A 25,669-nucleotide genomic window follows, 5' to 3' on the forward strand; every position below is an offset into this window, starting at 1 on the left:
TAATTTTAATTAAGAAATCTCATTTTTACATATGTTATTTAATTCGCTCGATTTTGCTATATTTTTTCCTATAGTTTTTGTGCTTTATTGGCTTGTAGCCAAAAACCTTACTTTAAGAAATATTCTAATTTTAGTTGCTAGTTATACCTTTTATGGTTGGTGGGATTGGCGTTTTTTGTTTTTAATTGCAGTGAGTACATTAGTGGATTTTTATGTGGGTAAACAAATGCATAAAACAGAAGACAAGCGCAAGCGAAAACAACTACTTTTTGTAAGCCTATTTGTTAATTTAGGGTTCTTAATTTATTTTAAATACACTAACTTTTTTATAGAATCATTTGTAGATTCGTTTCGATTATTTGGTAAAGCGCTTGAGGTATCTACATTAAATATAATACTTCCTGTTGGGATTAGTTTTTATACATTTCAGACCTTAAGTTACACTATTGACATCTATAGAAAACAGCTAAAGCCAACGAATGATATTATAGCATTTAGTGCTTTTGTTGCTTTTTTTCCGCAGCTTGTTGCTGGTCCTATTGAAAGAGCGTCTCATTTATTACCTCAATTTTATAAAACCTACACTTTTAATTATAAGCTTGTAAAGTCTGGCCTATTATTAATGGCTTTTGGCTTGTTTAAGAAAATGGTCATTGCAGATCGGGCAGCACTTTACGTTAATCAGGTTTATAATAATGTGGATGATTATGGAGGTGTTGGTTACATGTATGCCACCATACTCTTCGCATTTCAAATTTATTGTGATTTTTCTGGTTACTCAGATATTGCCATTGGTTTAGGACGCACTATGGGATTTGATTTAATGAAGAATTTTAATAGTCCTTATATTTCAAAATCCTTGACGGAGTTCTGGAGACGCTGGCACATTTCGTTGTCTACTTGGTTCAGAGATTATCTATATATTCCTTTGGGAGGAAATAAAAAAGGTAAATTTAGAACTTACGCTAATATTTTTATTGTATTTGTGGTGAGTGGTTTTTGGCATGGAGCTGCCATGACTTTTATTATTTGGGGAGCTATTCATGGCGTGATTTTGATGATTGAAAAAGGCACTTTTACTTTTAGAAAAAGAGTATTTAAGAAATTAGGTTTAGATAAAGTGAATCTTTCTAATCACCTTTTCTTTGGATTCATCATATTTAGTATCGTCTGTTTCGCATGGGTCTTTTTTAGGGCGAACTCACTAAGTGATTCTTTTCAAATAGTTTCGGGATTTTTTTATAATTTCAATTTAAGCAATATATTTAAAAAGGATACCTATTTAATAGGTTTTAAACCTAATGAGTTTAAGATAATTAGTATTGCTATTTTATTGCTGTTTCTGTTTGAATATTTGCATAGAAAACATAATATTATAAAGTATTTAAATAACCAAGCAACAGTATTTAGATGGTTGTTTTATTTAAGTATTGTATTATCCATAGTTGTATTTGGTATTTATGGAGACAGAAATATTCAAGAGTTTATTTATTTTCAATTTTAAATATGAGGGCTTTACTAAGCAAATCTTTAGTTTTTGGAGCGATTTTAGTCTTTATACTTTTAAAGATTGAGCCTTATTTTGTGGATAATTCTAGCTGGGATGTTAGTTCCTTTAATTCATTTTATGAAGAAGACAAGAACTCATCAGATATTGTTTTTATTGGTAGTTCACATTTAAACAAAGGGATAGATACTTATATTTTAGATGCCAATTGTAACACTAACTCTATAAAAATTAGTGGTGCAGGAATGAATATTGCGCAAACCTACTTTAATTTAAAAGAAGTTCTTACACGTCAATCACCAAAAATTGTATCTATAGAAACTTTTGGATTAATTGTGCCTAATAACAAGTACAATAACAGCATAGATGAAAATGGAAACATGGTATTAAAATCTTATAATACAGAATATTATAAGAGATTTGGCATGGCTAAATTAGAAGAAATAAGCAGTATTTATCCTGAGGATAAAGTATTCCATATGTTTAATTTTTTTAGGTTTCATGATGTATGGACCGATGTAGAAACGTTATCAAAATCTATTGATGCTAAGTTGTCTTTTAATCCGAAGAAAATAAATCAAGACATTAATAAATATACAAGTTATTTTTCTGATGTTCAGATGAAAGCTTATCAAAACAAGGAATTTGATACTAAAGGTTTTTTCATATCTGATGATGAAAAGCTGTTTTTAGAGAAAATCATTCAATTGTCTAAAGAACACAATTTTGAATTGTTATTTTTTACGGTCCCAGTATTAGATGTCTATTATAAGAAAACGGCAATAGGTTTTAAAAGAGTTGAAAATGAATTAAGAGAAATTTTTAAATCACATAAAAACATTACGTATTACGATATAAATTCTGAAGTTGGTGGCTATGATAAAACACGTTTTTTGCCGGGTAATGTTAATAATAATCAACACCTTAATTACAAAGGGATAATTAACACGACTCATTTGTTATCGAAATTTATAAAGAAAAATTATAAGTTTGATTCTCATTTAAAAAAGCCGGTTAGGTCTATTGAAGATATTTTATACAGTCATAGAAAGATAGAAAAAGACACATCATTCTTAAGTTATATTTCAACTGTAAATGGAGTCAAATTTAATGTTGATGGCAAGGTGAAAACTACAATTGCTATTCCTAAAAATCAAAAATACATAACGATTAAGGGGTGGATGTTTAAAGACGAATTACCTTCAAGAGAAACAACTAGAAAAATTGCTCTAAAGAAGAATAACAGTTTTATTTTTATCTCTAAAGGAGATTTAAGTAAACGGTCTGTAAAAAATATAGCCAATAAATACGGAGAAGATTATTTAGAATCTGGATATCAGTTTAAAATAGATAAAAATGCCCTAGAAAAAGGGAAGTATAAAATTTATAATATTATAGAATCTGATAAAGGTGACATCTTAGTTAAAGATATGTGGAAATGGATAACTATAGAATAATCTTTAATTAAAAAATGATTAAAAAAATGAGAGCTATATTATCAATAATTAGTTGTGGTTTGTAAAGAGTCTATATAAACAAGAGTTTATTTTAAGTTTTGAGGTATGAGGGGTTTTTTTATTAAAAGTATTCTATTTTTAGGTGTAATCTTGTTTGTTATTTATAACATTGATCAATACTTCGTTGAGGATAGTGTAGATTTTAGAAAATACTTCTTTTTTTATAAAAAGCCGTCTAACTCTTTAGATGCAATTATAATCGGTAATTCTCACGCGCATTGCGGGTTAAATTCTAATATTATTTCTGCTAAGTGTAATTTAAATACGTACAACCTAAGTATGGCCGGTACTAATTTAAATGAAATGTACAGTTCTTTAAAAGAGGCTTTAAAGACACAAACTCCAAAACTTGTAATTGTTGAAAATTTTGCTTTTCTAGCTCCTGGTCAACCTCAAAATATCACAGACAAAAAGGGAAATTTAAATATTAATAATCCAAATTATGTTTATGCTAAAAAACTAAGTTTCGATAAAATTATCGAAGCCGATAGCGTTTTTAAAGATAACAACGTTGTATTAAACTCATTTAATATTTTTAAATATCATGAGGTTTGGTCAGATACCGAAAAACTTTCAAGTGTATTAAGTAAATATCTTTCAGATGAATATCAAACACAGTTTTATGATAATGCATTGGGAACTAGAATTATTAGCGAAAATCGAATAAAAAAGTTTCAAGAAACAGTTTTTGATGACCCAATTAGTATTTCAAAAGATCAAAAGAAGATTCTAAATGATCTAATTGCCTTATCAAAAAAGAATAATTTTCAGTTGGTATTCACTACGGTTCCATTTTTAGATATCTATTATGAAAAAACTAAATCATCTTATGATGTTGCATATAATCAATTAAAAAATATAATTTCTAAACACAAAAATGTAAGTTTATTTGATATAAATGAATCTAAAACATTTGGATCAAGTTTTATATTAGATGAAAAAACGAATACACTCCAGAACCAGCATTTAAACTATAAAGGGCAAATTCTTGCGAGCAATTTACTCGCAAATTACATTAATAAACATATAGACATAAAGGGTTCTGATTATAATTGGAAATATAGCCCCGAGGGTGTAGCTTATAATTTAAAAGGAGGCATTAAAGATTCAATTTTTCTAGGTTCCGTTAATAAGGTCAATTCGACGTTATATCACAGACAGAATAAAGCACCGCTAAAGGAGATAAAAGTGTCTACAAAAAGTAAATATGTAACATTAGAAGGCTGGATGAAAAGAAAAGGTCTAAAAAATTCAGATGCGAAAAAAATTATTGCTTTTAGAGGAAATAATAATTTTATTTATATTACTGTTAACAATGAAGTCAAGGAAAGATCTGCTCCATGGGTAGAGGAAAGATACGGACCTGAATTTATTAATAGTGGCTATAAATTAAAATTTCAGAAGGCGTTGTTAGAAAAAGGGAGTTATACTGTTTATCATATTTTACAAAACAAGCAGGGCGAATGTTTTATAACCAATACATACAAAAAAATAATAATTGAATGAATAAGGATTGCTTTCCAAAATACCTAAGCGTTGATAGGTTTCCCTAACCCAAATAAAAGATTACTTTTGCTTCCTTCAAGATATTAGTACAGTAAACAACTAAAATTGCGCTCCAACGTTATATCTAAAAATAATCCTAAATAATTTTTATAGACATTAATAGTTGCTTCTGCATAGAGAAAAAAATAATTCTTTCTGAATATGAACATTAACGCAATAGTCGCAAAATTTTTTAAATCTGACCTTATGGGTAGGAGTTTGAAGGTGCTGGCTATTAAAGTTACAGGAGTACTTTTACTTTTTCTACTTTCTCTCTTTTTAACAAATTACTATTCTCCTAAAACTGTTGGGCAGTACGATTTTGTACGTTCCATATTAATGATTATTGGAGGGCTTTCTATATTAGGGACTAATCAATCTATAATTTATTATTCGGGTCATTTTAAATCTCAAAACACCTTAGGATCGCTTAAAAACGTTTATTTCAAAATGCTAGCAATTATTGTTTTGGCATCTTGTGTTATGTTATTTTTAAAACTTATAATACCCGATAAGATTATAAATAATCTATTTAGTAAAGATGAAGCGTCTTATCTTATAGATAAGGTGGTGTATTCAATCGCTTTGTATGCTATTACCTTTTTAAATATAGATATGTTAAGGGCTATGGGTAAAACTATTTTATCAGAGTTATTTAGAAATATTTTTAGATATACTCCCTTTTTTATCTTGGCTATATATTTAGCTTACACCTCAAGCGAGGTGTATCTAATTGATGCCTATTTATTAAGTTTTTCATGTTTGGCTATAACGTCATTTATAATTATATATTTAAATATTAAAAAAACAGAATTTCAGACCCAAACTTCTGTATTAACCTATAAGCACATTTTTCTAAAGTCTTACCCAATGGCAATAAGTGCACTGTCGTATTTTTTAATGCAAAGTGTAGATATTTTACTCTTGGCGAAGTATAGTACTTTTGAAGAAGTTGCATATTATGCTGTTGCTGTTAAGCTAGCAACAATAACATCTCTTGCGCTTTTGTCGGTAAATATTATCATAGCACCAAAAATTGCAGAAATGTATTCTAATAAGGATTACAATGCATTAAAAACGTTGCTCAAAAATAGTAATAGACTTATTTTAGCTTTGAGTTTTCCTGCTATTGCATTTATAGCTATTTTATCAGAATGGATTCTTGGTTTATTTGGAAATAAATATGTTTTAGCCCAAATACCACTTTTAATCATTTTATTTGGACAGTTGTTTAACTCGTTATGTGGCCCTGTAGGAATCTATATGAACATGACAGGAAAACAGAATAAGTTACAAAGAATGCTTATTTTTGGCTTAATAATTAACGTTGTATTAAATATCATTTTTATTCCTAAATATGGTATGATCGGAGCAGCATCATCAACTGCATTTAGTATGATTTTGTGGAAATCTATGGCTGCGATTATAAGTTATAAGAATGATAAAGTGAAGACGTTTATATCTTAAAATTAAAACAACGAATGAGCCTACCTAATTTTATTGTTTCTGGTTTTCCTAAATGCGGATCTACAGCGCTACATTATTATTTAAATGAGCATCCTGAAATTTATATGCCAAAGCAGAAAGAATTGCATTTCTTTACCAATCATATTTTAGGTAAACAGAATCAAGGTCCTGGTGATAAAGAAATAAAAAAAACACAAATTAAGTCGCTTAAAGCTTATAAAACCTGTTATCAGAATGTTACAAATGAAGTCGCAATCGGAGACGCTTCGCCATCATATATAAATTATCCTTCTGAATTTGAAAAAATTAAAAAAGAGTTAGATAATCCTAAGATAATTATCTTGTTACGAGATCCCATCAAAAGAGCATATTCTAATTATTTGCATTTAGTGAGGGCACATAGAGAAACACTAAGTTTTTATGATGGCTTAATGGAAGAAAACAAACGTAAAGAATTAAGTTATTCAGATTTTTGGTACTACACCTTCAATTCGTTGTATTTTGATAAAATAAAAGCTGCTCAGGCTGTTTTTGATGATGTATTAATTATTACTCAAGAAGAGTTATCTAGTAACACCGAGTCTACAATACGTAATGTCTTTCAATTTTTAGGAGTCGATAGTAATTTTGAGCCTTCTAATTTAGACAAGAGATATAATCCGGGCGGTTCATATGAGAGTAATTTTATTACTAAGATGATCTTTAAAGAGAACAAACTTAAAACCGCAATTAAAAAGAATACACCAGTTCCAAAATGGGCTAAGCATTTAAAACAAAACATAATTAAAAAATTTAAGGTAGATACACCTGAAATTGATAATAAAACAGAGGAATACTTAATTGAAGTTTTTAAAGCAGACGTTAATAATTTAAAAACATTAAACGTAGATGTTTCAAAATGGAACTTTAAATATTTTCAATAACTTATAATGAAGCCAGTTACTAATTTAAGAAAAATAGCGCTATGGCTGTTTCTATTAGGCCTATTCTTTATACCATTTAATTCATTTGAAGGTTTTGGGATTTTAGGAGAATATGATAGAGACTCTTGCGTACTGTTTTTTTTATTGTCTTCTTTGTTTGTCTTCTTCACTGGTAAAATTAAAATACCGTATAAAAATTTAATTTTTCAACTATTAATTGTAATGATTGCTTGGTTTGTTATTTCCGTAGCATTTAATGGTTATGATTTAACTCAGTATTATTTTAAACACACCTCTGGGATTTCTCGCTTTGTTAGGCAGTTAATCGCTTTACTTATTTCAACTATTGTCCTTTTCATTACATTCTATAATATAATTGAAAATGCTGATTTAAAAGAAATTTTTTTTAAGGTTAGAAAGGTGTTTTCCTATTCTTTATTTATTGTTGTCGTTTATGGTAGTATTGAGTTTTTAATTGTGAAGTTGAAAATGGATGGCCTGCGGCCCACATTACATCTTTTTGATTATTTTCCTTTTACATCTGTAAATATTGATAAATGGACCAATCGTATTTCCTCCGTTACATTTGAGCCTCCAGCTTTAGCAACATATTTACTCAGTATTGCAGGTTGGATGTTTAGTTATATTCTTACAGGAAAAACATTTAAGCGTTTCATACCAGGCTTACTTGTTATTGTTTTTTCGTTTTTGTCAGAATCTAGAGCGGTATTTTTTATCATTATTGTACAGGCCTTTGTATTTGTTTTATATTTAATTAAAGACAGAAAATATAATAAACTCTTTGTCAAAATAGTACTAATATCAGTGTTTGCCGGCTCGGCAGTGCTGATCTTTTTTATGAGAACAACTGTAGATTATGTTTATAATGAATTCACTTCTTTTAAAATTGATGATGGTGTCCACTCTACATCAAATAAAACGCGGTTTGGTATTCAAATCGCTATGTTTGACGTTTTTTTAGAAAACCCAGTTGTAGGAGCAGGTTATGGGCTTCAGGCTTTTGAATCTAAAGATAAATACCCAGAATGGGCTACCGTAGACAATTGGGAGTTCAGGCTAAAACATTTAAACGAAGATCATGCTCCATTTCCTCCTGGTTTTAATTTGTATCTTAGAATATTGGCGGAAACAGGAATTATAGGGTTTATCATTTTAATTTTATTTCTAATTAGTATTTTGCTTTGGTGTTATAATAAAACATTTAAAAAGCAAAACGAGCACACTATTATCGCGCTTGTTATAACAATCTCTATGGTAGGTTTTGTTTTTAATTGGTTAAAAACAGATACATTTAGAGTTTATGCCTTCTGGTTATGCTTGGCATTTATAATGGTAATGATTAAATCAAACAAAAAGTTAATTAATGAATCAAAGTAGACTAATCCTCGTAATGGCGCATTACAATAACCCTAAAGGGTTAGAAGAGTCACTGGCATCAATAAATGAGCAAATAGATATAGATATTCTAGTTGTTGATGATGGAAGTGACTATAAGCCTAATGAAGACGCGTTATGCCAAATCTATAACTCTGGAAAAATTTACTTTGAGTACTTAAAAGAAAATAAAGGTGTCGGTGTTGCGGCCAATCTTGGATTAGACGTGGCGTTGAAAAAGAACTATGAGTTTATTGGTCGTTTTGATTGTGGAGATATCTTTATGAAAGATAAATGCTTTAAACAAATTAATTATTTAGATCAAAATAAGGAGGTAAAACTACTAGGCACTTGGGCAAATGTCATTGATGAACATGGAACATTTTTACACGAACTAAAGCATCCTACAGATTACGAAACGCTAAAGAAAAAAATGTATTTGAACAGTATGTTTTTAAACCCTTCAGTGATATTCTATTCTGAAATTTTAGAAAAAGTTGGTAATTATCCCTTTGAGTATCGAAGAGCCTCACAAGATTATGCGTTTTTTTTCAAAGCGCTAAAGCATTATAAGGTTGAAAACTATCCGGAGATATTAATGTATTATGTCTCTGACCCTAATTCTATTTCAACACAAAAAAGAAGGCTTCAAGTGTTAAATAGAATTCGTATCATTTTAGATAATTTTTATTTCGGTTTTTATCCAATTTATGGATTGTTTAGAAATATTCCGTTACTATTTGTATCAAGAAAACTGACAACCAAATTGAAGAAAAAATTCAAATTGAATTGAGATTACTACACAACATATATCACTATCTGTTTTATGCATTGGTATTTGTCATTCCGTTTGAAGATGATATTAGGGCGGTTCCAAATATTCTTATCGGAGTATTATTTGCCTTACTTCCCTTTGTAGATAAGCGGTTTATTAAAAGACTCCTAGCACACAAAATATATATTACAGCGATTGTAATTATACTTTTTATAGCGTTATCATCACTAATTATTGGTACAGTTTCGGAGGATCTGTACGTTATAAAAAAATTACTTATTACAGGCGCAGTATTAGTATTATCCCTTCCTGTAAAAGTGAACTTTAAGCTACTGTTAGTTTTTATACTATCGGTAACTTTAGGTAATTTTATTTCTATATTTAATCTCGTCAACTACACTTTAAGAGTGGAATCATTTGAAATTGCATCAGGGCAACATATCAATGATTTATTATTTATAGAACGTCTTTATTTTGGGTTCTTAAACTCCTTAAGCGTTGCTTTTTCTCTAAAAATATGGTCTAAAATACCTAAGAAATATAGGCTGTTTCTTACGGTTAATATGTTATTAAGTGCCTGCCTTTTGTTTTTAGTGGTGTCTAGAATGGCAATCATAACGGTTTTATTATTATTTATGATAAAAATTTTTTATGAAACAAGTTTAAGAAAATCACTGATAACAGTTACATTAATATGTGGTACGGTTGCGGCGTTTTTTTTATTCAACGATAATTTAGCGAAACGTTTTATGTATGTGGATAAGACAAATGATTTCTTCTATAAAATAAGAGAGTGGGAGCCAAGATATGTTATTTGGAATTGTGCGTTCTCGCAGGTAACTAGCCCCGAACACAAATTACTTATAGGTGATGGTTTTAATAAAACACAAGAAAATCTCAATAACTGCTATAGCCATTCAATGTCTAAAAAAGAACGTGTAGCCTATTTTTTAGACACACGATTTAATACTCATAATCAGTATTTAGATTTATTATTAAGTAAAGGAGTTATTGGTTTAGCCGTTTTTTTGTTTTTAATTTACAGTCTTGTAAGACTTAATAATAAGGATGTTAATCAACTAAATATTCTTCTAGTATTGGTTTTATTTGCTTTAATTGAAAATTTATTTCACAGACAAATAGGAGTATATTTGTTCGCGTTAATTTTAATTGTGTTAAGCCCAAATACATCAGAAGATAATTTATTAGATGAGTAAAAAAAAAATTGTACATATTCTTCATTCGGTAGGTGGTGTAGATACTTCTTTAAGAGTTTTAATAAAAGCTATCGACTCTTCAAAATTTGAGAATATTGTTATACATGGTACAAAAGATAATTCAAATTTTTTAGACGATACTAACAACTACGTAAAGGAGTACAAAATACCTATTGAGCGCGATATAAATGTTTTAAAAGATTTTAAATCTATTATTAAGGCTTATAAAATAATTAAAAAAGAAAAACCAGATCTCATTCATGCGCATAGCGCCAAAGGTGGATTAGTAGGCAATTCCATAGGGTTTATCTTAAATTCTATTAATGTTTTACATACTCCACAGGCGTATTCCTTTTTAAGTGCTAGTAATGGTCTTAAACGTCGTTTCTATGTGTTAATAGAACGAGTGCTTAAGAATAAAAAATCGATTTTATTGGCTTCATCTAATTCTGAATTGGAAAGAGGTATAAGCGAAATAAAATATAAGAAAACTAAAACTGCACTTTTTAATAATTGTATTTCTCCTATTACACTAGATTCTGAGTTTAGTGATATTTCACAATACAACCTGCCAGAGGAGTACATCTGTACTGTTGGAAGGCCATCATATCAAAAAAATATTGAGTTGATGGTTGAGGTATTAAAGGAGGTTAAAAAAGAAATTCCGAATGTTCATTTGGTCATAATGGGTATTGGAGTGGTAAGTCCGAATACAGAAAATGTAAAACAATTAATAAAAAGCTACGGTTTAGAGGCTAATACGACTTTGATAGAATGGACTGAACGCGAAAGAATTTTTCATATTGTTTCTAAATCAAAATTGTACATCACTACGGCCAGATACGAAGGACTACCTTATGCGGTAATTGAAAGTCTTGCCTTATCTAAATCAATAATCGCAACCGATTGTGATGGAAATAGAGATCTCGTTTTTGACGGAAAAAACGGATATTTAGTAGATGCAGAAGATATTAGTTTGATGAGTAAGAGAACCATAGAGCTCATAAAAAATGATTCTCAAAGATTGGAATTTGAGAAAAATTCACTTGAGATTTTCAATCAAAATTTTAACTTAGAAGGAAGTATTAAAAATCTAGAAGCCCTATATTTAAAATATTGTATAACGAGATAGATTCTATTTTTTCTTATGTTAGTTTATAACATTGAGACCATATAGATAATCGTATGTCTTTTGACTGAATAGTTCTGGTTCTTTCACTAATTTGTGTGTTCCTCTTAAGTTTTGAAATTTATACTCAATTTTATCCATATTACTTAGATTCAATTATATTTGCTTTAGAAACTTCAGTTGTTATATAGATTAGAGGATTATTATGAATGATAGATTTTATACACAATTACTACGACCTGTTCTGTATATTATCGATTTGCTGTTAGTTTGTTTGCTATTAGTTAAACTTTTAGCAGTAGATATCAATATAATAATTGCACCAATTCTTTTCTGGACGATACTTTCCTTGTTTTCACCTTTAAAAAATGGAAATAAAACTTTAAGAATTATAAGAATTATTTGTGTAACCTTAATCGTTAGAGTTTCTCTTTTTCTATTATTAATTCTATCGTATTTCTATATTATAGATTACAAAATAGGTGTTTTTAAAATAGTTAATTTTTACTTTTCCTTATTTTTTGTTCTCTCTCTTTGGAGAATACTCGCCTTTATTTTAATCAAGCGATACTTGCGTTATAAAGGCATTTATTATAATAATGTAATAATTATTGGTCACAATGATTCTACTAAAAAGCTAGAATATTTTTTTGAACATAATAAAGATCATAACTATAAATACAAAGGATTTTTTACGAATAAAGAGACAAAAAAGAAATTAGGAAATATATCAGAATCTTTCAATTATATTAAAGAGAATAAGATTGATGAAATATACTGTTCTGTAAAAGAATTGTCTGATGAGCAAATGACTGAATTGGTTTATTTTGCTGATAACAATTTAAAAACATTAAAGCTTATTCCTAATAACAAATATGTCTTTTCAAAAAAATTAAAGTTTGAAAATCACGACCTTATCCCAATATTTTCGTTAAGTAATATCCCTCTTAAGGATAACTTAAATATAATTATTAAAAGGACTTTTGATATTGCATTTTCGCTCTTGGTTATAATTGGGTTTCTGTCATGGTTTACACCACTAATTGCGTTATTAATATTATTTGAATCAAGAGGTGATGTTTTCTTTAGGCAATTAAGATATGGAGCCGATTTTAAGCTATTTGCCTGTTATAAATTTCGCTCAATGAGTGCCAATAAGGAGTCTGACAGTCTACAGGCATCTAAAAATGACATGAGAATAACTAGGGTTGGAAAGTTTATAAGAAAAACTAGTATTGACGAATTACCACAATTTTATAATGTATTGTTTGGAAGTATGTCCGTAGTAGGACCTAGACCTTTATTATTGAGTCACACTAATGATTATAAAAACAAAATAAACAAGTTTATGGTTAGGCATACCGTAAAACCTGGTATTACAGGGTTAGCTCAAGTTAGTGGATACAGAGGAAATATAGAAAAAGATTCTGATATGCATAATAGGGTTAAATATGATATTTTTTATATTGAAAACTGGTCTATGTTTTTAGATCTGAAAATTATTATTAAAACCGTTTTAAATGTTATTAAAGGAGAAGAAAAAGCCTATTAAATAATACTATTTATTCTTAAATTATGAACGCATTCCAAGTAAGTTTTCAATTATAAATCCACAAGCCCCTTTCTAAATAGATCAATAAAATATGGAATATATAAGAGGAAGATATTCATGGGTTTTAAGACCGTTTTTAATTATATATGATCTCTTTGTCATAAATTTTCTTGCATTTTACTTATTAAACTTTAATAGTCAAGAATTATACTTTTTCTCATATGAGTTGTTCAATAATAAAAATATATTATACTTATTATACTCCATCGTATTTTGGCTTTTATCAACCCATTTTTTAAAATTTTATAAAGTTTATCGATACACGTCTTTGTTAGATATTCTTTCTCTAATCATAAAGCAATTTGTTGTATATACCTTTTTAGTTTATGCCTTTGAAGGATTTTTTAGAAGTATTAACATAGAGGTTTCTGTGACATTAAATTATTTAGTTTATAGTTTTTTAGCCATTAGCTTTGTTAAGTTATTAAGCTATTACATTCTAAAATCTATTCGAGTATATTTAAAAGGAAACTTGAGGAATATTATTGTTATTGGTGATGGAGAAAGCGTTAACGCATTAAAGAAAATATTTCTAGAAAAGAAAGAACTAGGCTACAGTATAAAAGCTATTTTTAGTAAGTCGCTAGAAGAGAATAATTCTGGTTCTATAGAAGACAGTTTTGCTTATCTAGAAAGTAATAATGATAATATTGATGAGATTTATTGTTCAATTTCAGATTTAACAGAAAAAGAACTCAATGAGTATGTGAGGTATGCCAATGTTAATCATTGTAACATCAAATTTATTCCAAATACAAAAAAGCTAATAAACAAGCGCTACAAAACGGACTATTACAACTATATTCCAGTATTATCTATTCAAGAAGTTGCATTAAATAATGAAGTAAATAAAGTTTTTAAACGTGTATTTGATATTGTGTTTTCACTATTAATTATAGTTTTCTTATTACCATGGCTTTCAATTATTTTGTTTATTTTAATAAAATTAGAATCCAAAGGGCCATTATTTTATAAGCACCAAAGAACAGGAATAAATTATAAAGTATTTAATTGTTATAAATACAGATCATTGACCACAACCCAAGAATCTAAAGGGACTTATGTGAGTCAGAACGATACACGTGTCACTTCTATTGGTAAATTTATAAGAAGAACAAGTATTGATGAATTACCGCAATTTATAAACGTTTTAAAAGGAGAAATGTCTGTTGTTGGTCCAAGACCACATATGCTTACGTATACCGATGATTATTCTAAGAAAATTAGTAAGTATAACTTTATCTATAGACACAATGTTAAACCAGGCATAACCGGTTTAGCACAAATTAAAGGGTATAGAGGTGAAATTAAACGCGATAAGGATATTATCAATAGAGTGAAATACGATATTTTTTATATCGAAAATTGGTCACTTTTACTCGATTTGAAAATCATTGGTTTAACTATAATAAACGTTGTTAGAGGCGACGATAAAGCTTATTAAAGGATCTTTTTAAGCGACTCTAATTGTCTTTCAAAATCAAATTGAAGTCGAGCCGTATCTTGAATAGCTATTTTTAAGTCATAATTCAAGTCTTTGGCTGTTATTGATCTTAATGTGGTATTTAAATGCTTGTAGTTGCCTTCTCTTGCAACCCAACCTAGCTTGTTTTTCTCAATAACAGTTTCACCCTCACCTCCTCCAAAATAAAGCATTGGTAAGCCTAATTTTGCGTATTCAAATATTTTGGAAGGTACGGAGCCATAAATTCTATTTAACAACGGAATAATGGTCATATCATAGTTTAAAAGTACTTTATGTAGCTCATTCCTATTCACTCTGCCATGAAAATAAAGTGGTAAGTCTTTCTTAGAATTAATTAAATGTTTAATCGTTTCTTCTTCAGCACCAGAACCATAGATATGAAACTCAATAGCAGTATAATCAATTTCATTACAGAGTTTATATATACCTTGAGCTACGCCTAAAAGTCCGGCATAAACGAGCTTTACTCTACCATCAGACGATTCCTTTTTAGTGAGCTTTGGATACTCAATCTCAGGAAAATTTCTATATAGAAACATTTCAGGTTTTGTTGTAATAGTTTTAACATGAGTAAGAATTTCATTGCTTTGCCCTAAAATAAGATCTGCCTTTTTATAATTGAAAGCCTCCAGTTTCTTAAGCATTTTGTAGGCAAAACCTTCTTTTAAAGCTCCTAATTCTAAACCTGCACTTGGCCATAAATCGCTTACATTCAAAATTAATTTTCTTCTTTTAGATCTTAAAAAGAACATACATGTAAATGAGACTAATAGCGGAGGGGATTGAACTATTACTTTATCCGGAATTTTATTCCAAATAAAAAAACATATCAAACTAAAACTATAAGAAAGCATGGCTATTAAACGCAAAAATTTATTCTTAGAAACCGAAGCGTATATCCATAATCGATTAATTTTAATACCGTTTTCCTCGGTTTTAGCACTGAATTTCCCTTTGTAAGTTGCAAAAATTTTACCTGTCGGATAATTAGGGAGTGGAGTGACCACACTAACTTCATAGTCATTTTTTAAGCCTTCCGCCAAGTGATAAATGCGATTAGAGGCCGCACCAATCTCTGGTGGAAAATAACTGGTGATAATCATTAATTTCTTCAAGAATACTTTAGTTTAAATGAGATGTAAATTGTTTTAACTTCCCAGATTTTGAACGTCTAAGCTTTTCAACACGTCGAAAGTTAATTGTAATATGAGGTTCTAAATAACGGATGACTTCAGTCTTTATAATTGATTTTTTAACCTCAGAAAGTGCTGTTTTACTAACATAACTAATTATAAACGTATCTAAAAGAGATTGTTCAACAATAAATTCTGTAACATTACCATCATTTTCAATCACGCTTTTTGTAATGTAATAAAAGGTGAGTCCAGCGGCTTTCTTACCACTTGGTAAAATGACGATATCATTAGTTCGGCCTATCAGCTTTTTAAGAACAGGCTTCTTATAGGTGCTGTGTTCAGACAATATACCTATGTCGCCAATATCGTATCTTATAAAGGGATGTGCTTTATTGTAAAAAGAGGTCACAACAATTCTACCTTCTTCACCATAGGGTAAAACCGTATTATTTTTATCTAGAATTTCAACATACAAGGTTTCACTATTAACTTGCCATTCATCCTTTAGATTTTGAAAAGCAATTAAATCTAGTTCTGACGCTCCATATTCGTTCACTACAGGTACACCAAAATAAGTTTCCATAAGGGATTTATCATCATCAAATAACATTTCTGAAGTCACAATACAAACTTTTAAATTTGGGCAGATTTGAGTTAAAATCAAATCTTTTTGTTTTAAAAATTTAGCAAATTGAACTATTGAACTGGTGTAACCGTTGATGAAGTCAAATTCAGAGTTTTTAAATTTTGTCAAGGCATTTTCAAAAGCAGCATCACTCAAGTCAAACACCGAAAACCGAAATCGATTGCTAAAATAGTCCTTCAATCGTTCCTTATAATAGCCTTTTTTGTCTAAAGGAATCCCATAAAATCGGGCTTGTTTGGATGTGTTAAAGTCTATACCATACCAACCAAACCGGTTCATAATTTCTGCCCAAGTCAACGCATGGCACCATTTGTCTTTTGCAAAAATAAAAGGATCGCCAGAGCTTCCAGATGTTTTATTTATATAGACATTTTTAGGTGTAAATCCATCACTTAAGCGTTGTTCTAATGGTTGCTGTAAATGTTGTTTTGTAATAATTGGTACTGAATTCCAATCGTTGAGATCAATTGATTTTCCTAAGGTTTTATAAAAGGAGTTATGCTCTAAATGATACGTAATAATGGCTTTTTTCTGATCTTCAATATAAGTTTCAAACTCCAAATCATTTTTCGCTTGAATTTCAGCCAACGCCATTTTAGCCTTGTCAATATCAAAGCCATTTACTTTTAAGGTAAAATCGAATAATCGCAAAGTGTTTTTGCCTTTAAGGTTTCCGTAAATTAATTGTTTTTTAAACTTAAAACCAATTATTTTTGCAGAGAACTCATTTCGACTTTTAATTTTAATCCGAAAATTATGGCTTTTGTGTTCTAATGAAATCATTTTTTGATTGCATAGCCAAAAGTTACGGAAGCTAAAAATGGTAAAATTAGAATGCAAAATGTATGATTTGCAGGAAAAAGGAAAATTTGAGATGAGTTTTTAAAAATTTTAGACATGAATATTTTAGTACTTGGCTCAGGAGGAAGAGAACACACATTTGCATGGAAATTAGCACAAAGTGACCGATGTAAGGGACTTTTTGTAGCTCCAGGAAACTCAGGAACAAAAGCAATTGCAACGAACTTAAATATTGGTGTTACCGATTTTAAAGCCATTAAATCTGCGGTTTTAGAACATAAAATAGATTTGGTAGTCGTTGGGCCAGAAGATCCATTAGTACAAGGTATTCACGATTTCTTTTTACAAGATGAAGCCATAAAGGATGTTGGCGTTATTGGGCCACAGCAAGCTGCAGCAGAGCTGGAAGGCAGTAAAGAGTTTGCTAAAGAGTTTATGATGCGTCATAACATTCCTACAGCAGCTTATGAGAGCTTTACTAAAGCCAATGTAGAAGACGGTAACAAATTTTTAGAAACGTTAAAATCACCATACGTTTTAAAAGCTGATGGTTTAGCAGCAGGAAAAGGAGTGTTAATCCTAAATGATCTACAAGAAGCTAAAGATGAACTTAAAAGTATGTTGGTAGATGCTAAATTTGGTGACGCAAGTACCAAAGTGGTTATAGAAGAATTTTTAGACGGTATTGAACTGAGTTGTTTTGTATTAACTGATGGAAAAGATTATAAAATTCTACCAACAGCTAAAGATTATAAACGTATTGGAGAAGGAGATACAGGTTTAAATACAGGTGGAATGGGAGCGGTGTCACCGGTGCCATTTGCAACAAAAGAATTTTTAGATAAAATTGAAAATCAAGTTGTCATACCTACAGTTGAGGGTTTAAAAAAAGATAATTTACCATACATAGGTTTCATTTTTATTGGCCTTATTAAAGTGGGTGATGATCCCAAAGTAATTGAGTACAATGTTAGAATGGGTGATCCTGAAACTGAAGTCGTTTTACCAAGATTAAAAACGGATTTAGTTGCTGTTTTTGAAGCGATGGCGAACCAAACCTTGTCAGAAGTAAGTATTGAAATTGATGAACGCGCTGCAACAACGGTAATGTTGGTATCTGGTGGTTATCCTGAAGCTTACGAGAAAGGCAAAGAAATAACAGGATTAGAAAATATCACTGACTCGATCGCTTTTCATGCAGGTGCTGTTGAAAACGATGGGAAAATTATAACGTCTGGTGGGCGTGTAATAGCCATTACATCTTATGGCAATACGTACACTGAAGCCATAAAAAAATCTTATCAAAGTATAGAAAATCTACATTTTGATAAGATGTATTATCGTAAGGATATTGGTTTTGATTTATAAACTTGTCTAAACTTTTATTCACAATCTAGACGTTTGTTTTTTGTACACTAATAAAATTCAGTTGTCTTAACGTAGAAAACCACGTTGCTTACAAATGATAAACTAGTGTGCAAAATTTAAATTTCGCAGATGAAATAAAAAGTTAGAGACGTTTAAAGAAAAGAATGTGAAGATATACTCTTATCTTCTTCATTATTATCATTAAATTTTTGAAGCTGTAGCATCCAATACACAAATGCAACGATGCCAATAAACATAAATATCCACGACATAATATTAGCAGCAAACCAGCTTTCTAACTCTAATGCTTTAAGTGCATCAAATGGTGCAAATAACACGTTTACAAATAAATCCGCTATTCCGTTAAAGAAATCACTCATAACTTTATAAATTTACACCAATTCTAATTTTCGAATTGGGATTGAGCAGCAAAAATACAAAAAGAGTTAATGATTACAAGTATTTTTAATAAATCTAAGCCCATAAACTTCATAATTATTGCGGTATATGTTTCCCTCCTTTTTGTAATCACGAACTATAACGTACTTTTTTCGGAATTAAACACGTCTTTAGCAACACTTTTTAAATGGGGTATTACACTATTTCTGGTTTTTTTAATTGACTTTATTGTCTCTAAAAACAACTTGACACAACGAAATAGTTATGCTATAATGACCTTTGGTTTATTGTTTGGTTTGTTTCCAGAAGCAATGACACGTACCGATATTTTATTGGCTAACCTGTTTCTAATTTTTGCTTTAAGACGATTAATAAGCTTACATTCTAACCTTCATATTAAAAAAAAGTTGTTTGATGCAGCCTTCTGGATTGCTTTGGCTACCTTATTCTATTTCTGGGCGATTTTGTTTTTTGCTTTAGTGATTGTAGCATTAATATATCATTCTCAAAATGATTTTAAGAATGTTATTGTTCCTTTTATCGGGGCAGCAACAGTAATACTATTACTTTTAGTATATAATATTATTATGGATGATGTTTACCTAAAGCCCGCTAATTTTAAACGGTATGCAAGTTTAGATTTTACAGCTTATGACAGTAAAGCACATATTCTAAAACTCACAGTGCTGTTTACGTCGTATGTGTGGACGCTTGTTTACTTTTTTAAAAGTATTCCAGATAAAAATAAGAAATTAAAACCCTCATATTTTTTAATCGCTTGGGCTTCTATAATTGCTATTTTAGTGGCTATTATAGCTCCTACCAAAAACGGAAGTGAATTTCTGTTTTTATTTGCTCCGTTTTCAATAATAATGGCAAACTATATCGAAGTGATTTCAGAACGTTGGTTTAAGGAAGTTTTTGTAGCGCTTTTAGTCATTGCACCCATTGTGGGTTTATTGCTGTAGCTTATTACCAAAAGCTAAATCACCGGCATCACCTAATCCTGGAATGATATATCCTTTTTCGTTTAGGTTATCATCTACTGCGGCTATCCAAAGTTTAACATCTGCACCAAAAGCATTAGACACATAGTCAACACCTTCTTGAGCACCTATTATACTTACTAAATGAATCTCTTTGGGAGTGCCAAAGGGTTTTAAAGCTTCAAATGTCGCTACCATAGATTGTCCTGTGGCTAACATAGGGTCTGCTAATATTAATGTTTTACCTTCCAAACTAGGACATGCTAAATATTCGACTATAATTTCAAAACTTTCAGGATCATGTTTATGATGTCTGTAAGCCGAAATAAAAGCATTTTCTGCAGCATCAAAATAATTTAATAATCCATTATGAAGAGGAACACCTGCTCTTAAAATGGAGCATAACACAATATCATTGTGATGTAAAACGGTTTCAGAAGTTCCAAGTGGTGTTTCAACACTATGAGCTTCAAACTGGAGTGATTTACTTAATTCATAACCCATTATTTCACCGATACGTTCTATGTTTCTTCTAAAGCGCATACTGTCTTTTTGAATTATTTTATCTCTCAATTCAGACATATATGTATTTAAAATTGAGGGCGTCTCAGAAAGGTTGTGAATTTGCATAATATGGAATTTGGTTCAGCGGTTAAAGTTAATAATTCCTATTCTATTTTTAGTGGAACCAAGTATAAGATTTATTTTGAAATGTTAAGTTATAAAGATGAAAATCCCAAAAAGAATCACTGTTGTAGTGCCTAGAATATTTAAGTTGCTCTAAAGAATTTGAACTTAAATATTTCACGTACTTTTGTAAATAGTAAATCAATTTCATTATGTTTTCAGAAAAAGCAAACGCCATATTTCAAGAGGTGATTAAAACCTATAAAGTTTTAAATACCGTAGATCAGCCTTTTACAAATAAGTATGATAAAAACGAAGATCTTATCGCGCATTTATTATATAGAAAATCGTGGATAGATACTGTTCAGTGGGCTTACGAAGATATTATTAGAGATCCAAACATAGATCCAGTTGCCGCTTTAAAATTGAAACGAATGATTGACGCTTCTAATCAAGACAGAACAGATACAGTTGAATATATTGATAGTTATTTTTTAGATAAATATAAAGATGTCACTGTAAAACCGGATGCTAAAATCAACTCTGAAAGTCCTGCTTGGGCCATCGATCGATTATCAATTTTAGCACTAAAAATTTACCATATGCATCTCGAAACGGTTAGAGATGATGCTAGTGATGCACATAAAGCAGCTTGTCAAACAAAACTTAATGTTTTATTAGATCAACGTGTAGATTTAAGTACAGCAATTGATGATTTGTTGAATGATATTTCAAATGGAGACAAGTACATGAAAGTTTATAAACAAATGAAAATGTACAACGATGATGAATTAAATCCTGTTTTGAGAAGACAGAAATAACTTTTTTTAAATAACCTGTTGTGTTTACAAAGCTGATAAGACTTAGTAGGTTTTAAAAACCTTGCAGGTCTAAGTCTAGATTATTTAAATGCCAAAACCAAAACACATACTCGTCCTTAGGTTTTCTGCTATGGGAGACGTAGCAATGACAGTTCCTGTGTTGCGAGCACTAACAGCGCAATATCCCGAACTTAAAATAACAGTCGTTACAAGATCCTTTTTTAAACCCTTTTTTCAAGATTTAGAAAATGTAAGCGTTTATGAACCTGATTTTAAAGACAAGCATAAAGGTGTTTTAGGGCTTTATAAATTATCTAAAGAACTTAAAGCATTAAATTTTGATGCTGTAGCTGACCTGCATAATGTTCTACGTAGTAAAATTTTAAAGTTTTTTTTCTCGGGTAAAAAAATGGTGCAATTAGATAAAGGTCGAGCCGAAAAAAAGGCGCTTACGACTGGTCAATTATTTCAGCAATTAAAAACCACACACCAACGCTATGCTGATGTTTTTGACGCTTTAGGGTATTCGTTGGATATCTCTCAACCTACATTTCCTAGTCCTAAACCGTTATCAGAAAAATTTAATGTTTTTATTTCAAATAAAGACTTCAAAACTATTGGAATTGCACCTTTTGCCGCACATGAAAGTAAAATGTATCCTTTAGCTCAAATGGAACGTGTTATTGAAGCGCTTTCTAAACATTATAATATCATTTTATTCGGAGGAGGAGCAAAGGAAGTCGAGATTTTAAATCGACTTGAAACAAAGTTCAAAAACGTAACATCCGTAGCAGGAAAGTTAAATTTAGAAGAAGAACTACTTCTTATTTCAAATTTAGATCTCATGCTGGCTATGGATTCTGGTAATGCACACATGGCTGCCATGTTGGGTAAAAAAGTAATCACCATTTGGGGAGTAACGCATCCTTTTGCTGGTTTTGCACCTTTCAATCAGCCTATAGATTTTGCGCTTACCGCAGACAGAGAAAAATTTCCTTTAATACCAACATCTATTTACGGTAATAAATTTCCTGATGGTTACGAGAATGCAGCAAGTAGTGTTTCTGAAGTTGAAATCCTTTCGAAAATTGATGAAGTTATATAAAACTTCTCAATACAATTTTTCCGTGCCTCAATAATTACTCGAAGTGACATTATTTCTTTTAATCACTTTTCGTCAGATTGAGTGACATTCATTTTTTTAGAATTTCATATCGAGAACTTTTGATCATAAAAAGACCTTTCAGGTTTTTAAAACTTGAAAGGTCTAAGGTTTTTAAAATTTACGTAAAATGATGTTTAGATAAATAAGAATCCAATGATCCAAAAATCTAAATTAAACATCATCATAGTCCACAGCAATAGTAGCCGACGTAGGGTGTGCTTGGCAAGTCAAAATTAAACCTTCAGCAACTTCACTATCCGTTAAAATATTATTCTGACCCATTTCTGCTGTACCTTCCGTAACCTTCGCAATACAACTACTACAAATACCACCTTGACAAGAATAAGGCGCATCAATATCTTGTTTTAGTGCCGCATCAAGTATGGTTTGTTTTTGAGACATATTGAATTCAAATTCTTCTTCATCAACCACCACTTTAATTTTTGTTTCACCTGAAGGTAAATCAGTAGCAGTATCAGAACCCGCTTCAACAGGAGCTGTAAATAATTCAAACTTAATCGCTTTTTCCTTTACACCATTTTCGATTAAAACATCTTTAACGGTATGAATCATTTGTTCTGGACCACAGAGGTAGAAGTTTTCAATCGTAACTCCTTTGTATTTATTCTTTACGAAAAGGTTAACCGTGCTTTTTTCGATACGACCAAATAAAGCATCAGTTTCTTGTGATTGACTGTAAATAAAATGCGCATGAAAACGGTTATCATATTGTTTTTTTAATTGCAATAATTCTTCAATGAACATCGCATCAGCTAACGTTTTGTTACCATAAACTAAGATGAAATTACTAAACGGTTCTTCCTCTAAAAGAGTTTTAGCAATACTAAGCACTGGAGTAATTCCACTTCCGGCAACAAAGGCAGCAATCGTTCTAGTTTTGGCAGCATTAGCTTCAAATACAAAACGACCATTAGGTTCTGCAACTTCCAATACGTCACCTGCTTTTAAGGTAGTGTTGGCGTAAACAGAAAATATTCCACCTTCAACAGCTTTTATGGCAACAGTAACGTTTCCGCTATTTTGAGACGCACAGATAGAATAATCTCTACGAATGTCTTCGCCATTAATAGTAGTTTTTAAGGTAATATATTGTCCGGCTTTAAAGCTGAACTTTTCCTTAAGGTTTTCAGGGATATCAAAGGTAATGGCTACTGAACTGTCCGTTACTTTATCAATTGATTTTATAGTGAGTGAATGAAATTGTGACATTAAAAAATAATTTTTCGCAAAGATAACTAATCTTCTACAGACCTAGGAGATTTTTAAAAACTAGCAGATTTAAAATTTTAATAAAGCATCATACCTAAGTTTCTTATACATAAGAAAATTATGTATATATTTGTAATACAATGAGCAATTCAAAATTATATAAAGGGAGTTTAACAACTATTATTTTAAAGCTGTTAAATGAGCACGATAAAATGTATGGTTACGAAATTACCCAGCACGTAAAGGCATTAACAAAAGGTGAACTTAAAATCACAGAAGGTGCTTTATATCCGGCTTTACATAAGTTAGAAGCGGAAGGTTTGCTAGATGTTGAGGTCGCAAAAGTGGATAACCGGCTGCGTAAATATTATAAACTCACCGAAACCGGAACCAAAGAAACCGTCAACAAGCTTGAAGAATTAGCCGAGTATATCAAAACGATGCAAGCTCTAGTGAACCCTAAATTAGCATAAATACGTATCCTGCAAGGTTTCAAAAACCTTGTAGGTATTAAAATTTAAAATGAAACTAACCAAGGAAGACATACAATTTATTGATACGTATCTAGATAATTCTGATGTCGTTTTTGCCGATATTAGAATGGAAATGGTAGACCATGTGGCTTCAGACATCGAAGAACGAATGGCAGCTGGGGACACGAGAGGTTTTTATAATGTCTTTAAAGGTTATATGGTTGAGAATAAAGCCCAACTTTTAAAGGGTAATAAACAATTTTTAAAGTCTGCCGATAAGAAGATATGGAAGACTTTTTTAAAGGAGCTTAAAAATCCGATAACCCCTTTATTATTTTTAGTGTCTTGTATAGGATTTTATGTTCTATATCAAAACTTTACTTTAGAAACGTTTAGATGGTGTTTATCAATTGTCCCTTTAATTGGTTTAACAGGATTTATATTAACCTATGTAGTTTATCAAGGTGTCAAAGACAATAAAAGGTTCTCAGTGGTTGAACGCTTAGCATTTCCATTTTTAGCCTTCTACCAATTACCTAATATTTTTTTAATTAGAACAAGAGAATTAAAAGACACAAGTGATTTATTTTGGACAATTGGCGGTGCGAGTTTAGCGCTTACCTTAATGTTGGTATTGGTAATTATAAGTGTGAAACTGTTCTTGAGTTACGAAAAACGATTTAAAAATATTGCTTAAAATAGAAGTGGACCTGGCAGGTTTTAAAAACCTGCCAGGTCTAAAGTGAATTAAAATGAAACTAACCGCATCTCAAATACAAGACCTCTACGCCTTTACAAGACAACATTTTGTAGAGCACTATGACTTACAAACCGAACTTGTAGACCATTTAGCGAATGATATAGAAATGATGTGGAAGTCTGAACCTAAATTTTCATTTGAAGAAGCCAAAAACAAAGCCTTTAAAAAGTTTGGCATTTTTGGCTTTATGGATGCCATTGAGCAGAAACAAAAGGCCATGAATAAGCGTTACAGAGGTTATTTGTGGAATGAAATTAAAAAATGGTTTGAGATGCCACAAATCGTTGCAACGATAGCGTTGTATTTGTTTTTTTATATAACGTTTTCTTCAAAATTTACCGCCATCTTTTCCCTCATTTTTTACATTATAATTTCAGGGTGGTGTATTTATAAAAGCACACAATTAAACAGGCAATTTAGAAAACGAAAAGAAATCTCTAATAAAAAATGGATGTTAGAAGAGCTTATTTTTAAGCAAGCAGGTGGTGCATCTTTAATCTTTATGTCGCAACTCTATAATGTGTTTACAATTCCCGATAAGTTTGAAATTAACACCTTATTTTTATTTCTCTTTTCTTTAGCTTTTACCGTCTTAACATTAATAAATTATATCAGTTTAGAAGTGATTCCAAACAAAGCCGAAAAATTACTCAACGACACCTACCCAGAATTTAGTTTGTAACA

The 25,669-nt window shown here is 30.4% G+C and carries 23 protein-coding genes; 18 read left to right on the forward strand and 5 right to left on the reverse strand.

The features are described 5' to 3' along the window. Positions 1-31: 31 nt before the first annotated feature. The 11 genes from KO515_RS00930 to KO515_RS00980 all read left to right on the forward strand — a co-directional run bounded on the left by KO515_RS00930 (position 32) and on the right by KO515_RS00980 (position 14,531). Positions 32-1,504, forward strand: coding sequence for an MBOAT family O-acyltransferase (locus KO515_RS00930; RefSeq protein ID WP_215934499.1), 1,473 nt, complete (start codon positions 32-34; stop codon positions 1,502-1,504). 2 nt (positions 1,505-1,506) lie between these two features. After that, the gene (locus KO515_RS00935) at positions 1,507-2,964 is read left to right on the forward strand and encodes a hypothetical protein (RefSeq protein WP_215934500.1); all 1,458 of its coding nucleotides are present in this window, start codon (positions 1,507-1,509) and stop codon (positions 2,962-2,964) included. A gap of 105 nt (positions 2,965-3,069) precedes the next feature. After that, on the forward strand, positions 3,070-4,530 hold the full coding sequence (locus tag KO515_RS00940) for a hypothetical protein (protein ID WP_215934501.1): 1,461 nt from the start codon (positions 3,070-3,072) through the stop codon (positions 4,528-4,530). Between the two features lie 201 nt (positions 4,531-4,731). After that, complete coding sequence (locus KO515_RS00945) at positions 4,732-6,036, forward strand: MATE family efflux transporter (protein ID WP_215934502.1); 1,305 nt, start codon at positions 4,732-4,734, stop codon at positions 6,034-6,036. Between the two features lie 14 nt (positions 6,037-6,050). Next, the gene (locus KO515_RS00950; protein ID WP_215934503.1) at positions 6,051-6,959 is read left to right on the forward strand and encodes a sulfotransferase family protein; all 909 of its coding nucleotides are present in this window, start codon (positions 6,051-6,053) and stop codon (positions 6,957-6,959) included. 6 nt (positions 6,960-6,965) lie between these two features. Then, positions 6,966-8,357: an O-antigen ligase family protein gene (locus tag KO515_RS00955; RefSeq protein WP_215934504.1), complete on the forward strand. Its 1,392-nt coding sequence runs from the start codon at positions 6,966-6,968 to the stop codon at positions 8,355-8,357. Then, entirely contained in the window at positions 8,344-9,147 is an 804-nt protein-coding gene (locus KO515_RS00960) for a glycosyltransferase (protein ID WP_215934505.1), read from the forward strand. Before KO515_RS00955 ends, KO515_RS00960 begins: the two co-directional genes overlap by 14 nt. Further along, positions 9,144-10,346, forward strand: coding sequence for an O-antigen ligase family protein (locus KO515_RS00965; protein ID WP_215934506.1), 1,203 nt, complete (start codon positions 9,144-9,146; stop codon positions 10,344-10,346). The genes KO515_RS00960 and KO515_RS00965 overlap by 4 nt, the downstream gene beginning before the upstream one ends. Next, positions 10,339-11,478, forward strand: a complete 1,140-nt coding sequence (locus KO515_RS00970) for a glycosyltransferase (RefSeq protein WP_215934507.1) — start codon at positions 10,339-10,341, stop codon at positions 11,476-11,478. The genes KO515_RS00965 and KO515_RS00970 overlap by 8 nt, the downstream gene beginning before the upstream one ends. 202 nt (positions 11,479-11,680) lie before the next feature. Beyond that, complete coding sequence (locus KO515_RS00975; protein WP_215934508.1) at positions 11,681-13,027, forward strand: exopolysaccharide biosynthesis polyprenyl glycosylphosphotransferase; 1,347 nt, start codon at positions 11,681-11,683, stop codon at positions 13,025-13,027. Positions 13,028-13,118: 91 nt separating this feature from the next. Next, the gene (locus tag KO515_RS00980; RefSeq protein WP_215934509.1) at positions 13,119-14,531 is read left to right on the forward strand and encodes an exopolysaccharide biosynthesis polyprenyl glycosylphosphotransferase; all 1,413 of its coding nucleotides are present in this window, start codon (positions 13,119-13,121) and stop codon (positions 14,529-14,531) included. Here KO515_RS00980 and KO515_RS00985 read toward each other — a convergent pair. Both KO515_RS00985 and KO515_RS00990 read right to left on the reverse strand, forming a co-directional pair. Next, positions 14,528-15,688, reverse strand: coding sequence for a glycosyltransferase family 4 protein (locus KO515_RS00985; protein ID WP_215934510.1), 1,161 nt, complete (start codon positions 15,686-15,688; stop codon positions 14,528-14,530). The two genes, KO515_RS00980 and KO515_RS00985, sit on opposite strands and share 4 nt — an antisense overlap. A 7-nt stretch (positions 15,689-15,695) precedes the next feature. Next, a complete protein-coding gene (locus KO515_RS00990) occupies positions 15,696-17,006 on the reverse strand; it encodes a phenylacetate--CoA ligase family protein (protein ID WP_215934675.1) in 1,311 nt (436 codons plus the stop codon). A gap of 246 nt (positions 17,007-17,252) precedes the next feature. Here KO515_RS00990 and purD point away from each other — a divergent pair, with 246 nt between their 5' ends. Then, on the forward strand, positions 17,253-18,524 hold the full coding sequence (gene purD / locus KO515_RS00995; RefSeq protein ID WP_215934511.1) for a phosphoribosylamine--glycine ligase: 1,272 nt from the start codon (positions 17,253-17,255) through the stop codon (positions 18,522-18,524). A gap of 152 nt (positions 18,525-18,676) precedes the next feature. Here purD and KO515_RS01000 read toward each other — a convergent pair whose 3' ends face one another. Then, a complete protein-coding gene (locus KO515_RS01000) occupies positions 18,677-18,904 on the reverse strand; it encodes a DUF6341 family protein (RefSeq protein ID WP_215934512.1) in 228 nt (75 codons plus the stop codon). A 69-nt stretch (positions 18,905-18,973) separates the two neighbouring features. Between KO515_RS01000 and KO515_RS01005 the strand changes: the two genes are divergently transcribed. Further along, entirely contained in the window at positions 18,974-19,891 is a 918-nt protein-coding gene (locus KO515_RS01005) for a DUF6427 family protein (RefSeq protein ID WP_215934513.1), read from the forward strand. Here the strand turns inward: KO515_RS01005 and upp are convergent. Beyond that, positions 19,880-20,539, reverse strand: coding sequence for a uracil phosphoribosyltransferase (gene upp / locus KO515_RS01010; protein ID WP_215934514.1), 660 nt, complete (start codon positions 20,537-20,539; stop codon positions 19,880-19,882). The two genes, KO515_RS01005 and upp, sit on opposite strands and share 12 nt — an antisense overlap. Positions 20,540-20,748: 209 nt before the next feature. On the opposite strand from upp, the gene KO515_RS01015 reads away from it, so the two are divergent. Together KO515_RS01015 and KO515_RS01020 are read left to right on the forward strand one after the other, a co-directional pair. Continuing rightward, positions 20,749-21,357, forward strand: a complete 609-nt coding sequence (locus KO515_RS01015) for a DUF4254 domain-containing protein (protein ID WP_215934515.1) — start codon at positions 20,749-20,751, stop codon at positions 21,355-21,357. 88 nt (positions 21,358-21,445) lie between these two features. Continuing rightward, positions 21,446-22,462, forward strand: coding sequence for a glycosyltransferase family 9 protein (locus KO515_RS01020; RefSeq protein WP_252723743.1), 1,017 nt, complete (start codon positions 21,446-21,448; stop codon positions 22,460-22,462). A gap of 231 nt (positions 22,463-22,693) precedes the next feature. Here KO515_RS01020 and KO515_RS01025 read toward each other — a convergent pair whose 3' ends face one another. Continuing rightward, positions 22,694-23,752 (reverse strand): ferredoxin--NADP reductase, encoded by a 1,059-nt coding sequence (locus KO515_RS01025; RefSeq protein ID WP_215934516.1) that lies wholly within the window; start codon positions 23,750-23,752, stop codon positions 22,694-22,696. A 140-nt stretch (positions 23,753-23,892) separates the two neighbouring features. Here KO515_RS01025 and KO515_RS01030 point away from each other — a divergent pair, with 140 nt between their 5' ends. From KO515_RS01030 to KO515_RS01040, 3 genes are read left to right on the forward strand one after another with little or no spacing between them, the layout of a single operon-like run. After that, entirely contained in the window at positions 23,893-24,225 is a 333-nt protein-coding gene (locus KO515_RS01030; RefSeq protein ID WP_215934517.1) for a PadR family transcriptional regulator, read from the forward strand. Positions 24,226-24,274: 49 nt separating this feature from the next. Then, positions 24,275-24,922 (forward strand): hypothetical protein, encoded by a 648-nt coding sequence (locus tag KO515_RS01035; RefSeq protein ID WP_215934518.1) that lies wholly within the window; start codon positions 24,275-24,277, stop codon positions 24,920-24,922. A 55-nt stretch (positions 24,923-24,977) separates the two neighbouring features. After that, a complete protein-coding gene (locus tag KO515_RS01040) occupies positions 24,978-25,667 on the forward strand; it encodes a hypothetical protein (protein ID WP_215934519.1) in 690 nt (229 codons plus the stop codon). Positions 25,668-25,669: the final 2 nt, after the last annotated feature.

It is taken from the genome of Winogradskyella psychrotolerans (assembly GCF_018860545.1).
GTDB lineage: Bacteria > Bacteroidota > Bacteroidia > Flavobacteriales > Flavobacteriaceae > Winogradskyella > Winogradskyella psychrotolerans_A.

Coding starts and splice junctions, on each gene's coding strand:
- KO515_RS00930 (WP_215934499.1), top strand. CDS start 32: ATGTTATTTAATTCGCTCGATTTTGCTATATTTTTTCCTATAGTTTTT.
- KO515_RS00935 (WP_215934500.1), top strand. CDS start 1,507: ATGAGGGCTTTACTAAGCAAATCTTTAGTTTTTGGAGCGATTTTAGTC.
- KO515_RS00940 (WP_215934501.1), top strand. CDS start 3,070: ATGAGGGGTTTTTTTATTAAAAGTATTCTATTTTTAGGTGTAATCTTG.
- KO515_RS00945 (WP_215934502.1), top strand. CDS start 4,732: ATGAACATTAACGCAATAGTCGCAAAATTTTTTAAATCTGACCTTATG.
- KO515_RS00950 (WP_215934503.1), top strand. CDS start 6,051: ATGAGCCTACCTAATTTTATTGTTTCTGGTTTTCCTAAATGCGGATCT.
- KO515_RS00955 (WP_215934504.1), top strand. CDS start 6,966: ATGAAGCCAGTTACTAATTTAAGAAAAATAGCGCTATGGCTGTTTCTA.
- KO515_RS00960 (WP_215934505.1), top strand. CDS start 8,344: ATGAATCAAAGTAGACTAATCCTCGTAATGGCGCATTACAATAACCCT.
- KO515_RS00970 (WP_215934507.1), top strand. CDS start 10,339: ATGAGTAAAAAAAAAATTGTACATATTCTTCATTCGGTAGGTGGTGTA.
- KO515_RS00975 (WP_215934508.1), top strand. CDS start 11,681: ATGAATGATAGATTTTATACACAATTACTACGACCTGTTCTGTATATT.
- KO515_RS00980 (WP_215934509.1), top strand. CDS start 13,119: ATGGAATATATAAGAGGAAGATATTCATGGGTTTTAAGACCGTTTTTA.
- purD (WP_215934511.1), top strand. CDS start 17,253: ATGAATATTTTAGTACTTGGCTCAGGAGGAAGAGAACACACATTTGCA.
- KO515_RS01000 (WP_215934512.1), bottom strand. CDS start 18,904: ATGAGTGATTTCTTTAACGGAATAGCGGATTTATTTGTAAACGTGTTA.
- KO515_RS01005 (WP_215934513.1), top strand. CDS start 18,974: ATGATTACAAGTATTTTTAATAAATCTAAGCCCATAAACTTCATAATT.
- upp (WP_215934514.1), bottom strand. CDS start 20,539: ATGCAAATTCACAACCTTTCTGAGACGCCCTCAATTTTAAATACATAT.
- KO515_RS01015 (WP_215934515.1), top strand. CDS start 20,749: ATGTTTTCAGAAAAAGCAAACGCCATATTTCAAGAGGTGATTAAAACC.
- KO515_RS01020 (WP_252723743.1), top strand. CDS start 21,446: ATGCCAAAACCAAAACACATACTCGTCCTTAGGTTTTCTGCTATGGGA.
- KO515_RS01025 (WP_215934516.1), bottom strand. CDS start 23,752: ATGTCACAATTTCATTCACTCACTATAAAATCAATTGATAAAGTAACG.
- KO515_RS01030 (WP_215934517.1), top strand. CDS start 23,893: ATGAGCAATTCAAAATTATATAAAGGGAGTTTAACAACTATTATTTTA.
- KO515_RS01035 (WP_215934518.1), top strand. CDS start 24,275: ATGAAACTAACCAAGGAAGACATACAATTTATTGATACGTATCTAGAT.
- KO515_RS01040 (WP_215934519.1), top strand. CDS start 24,978: ATGAAACTAACCGCATCTCAAATACAAGACCTCTACGCCTTTACAAGA.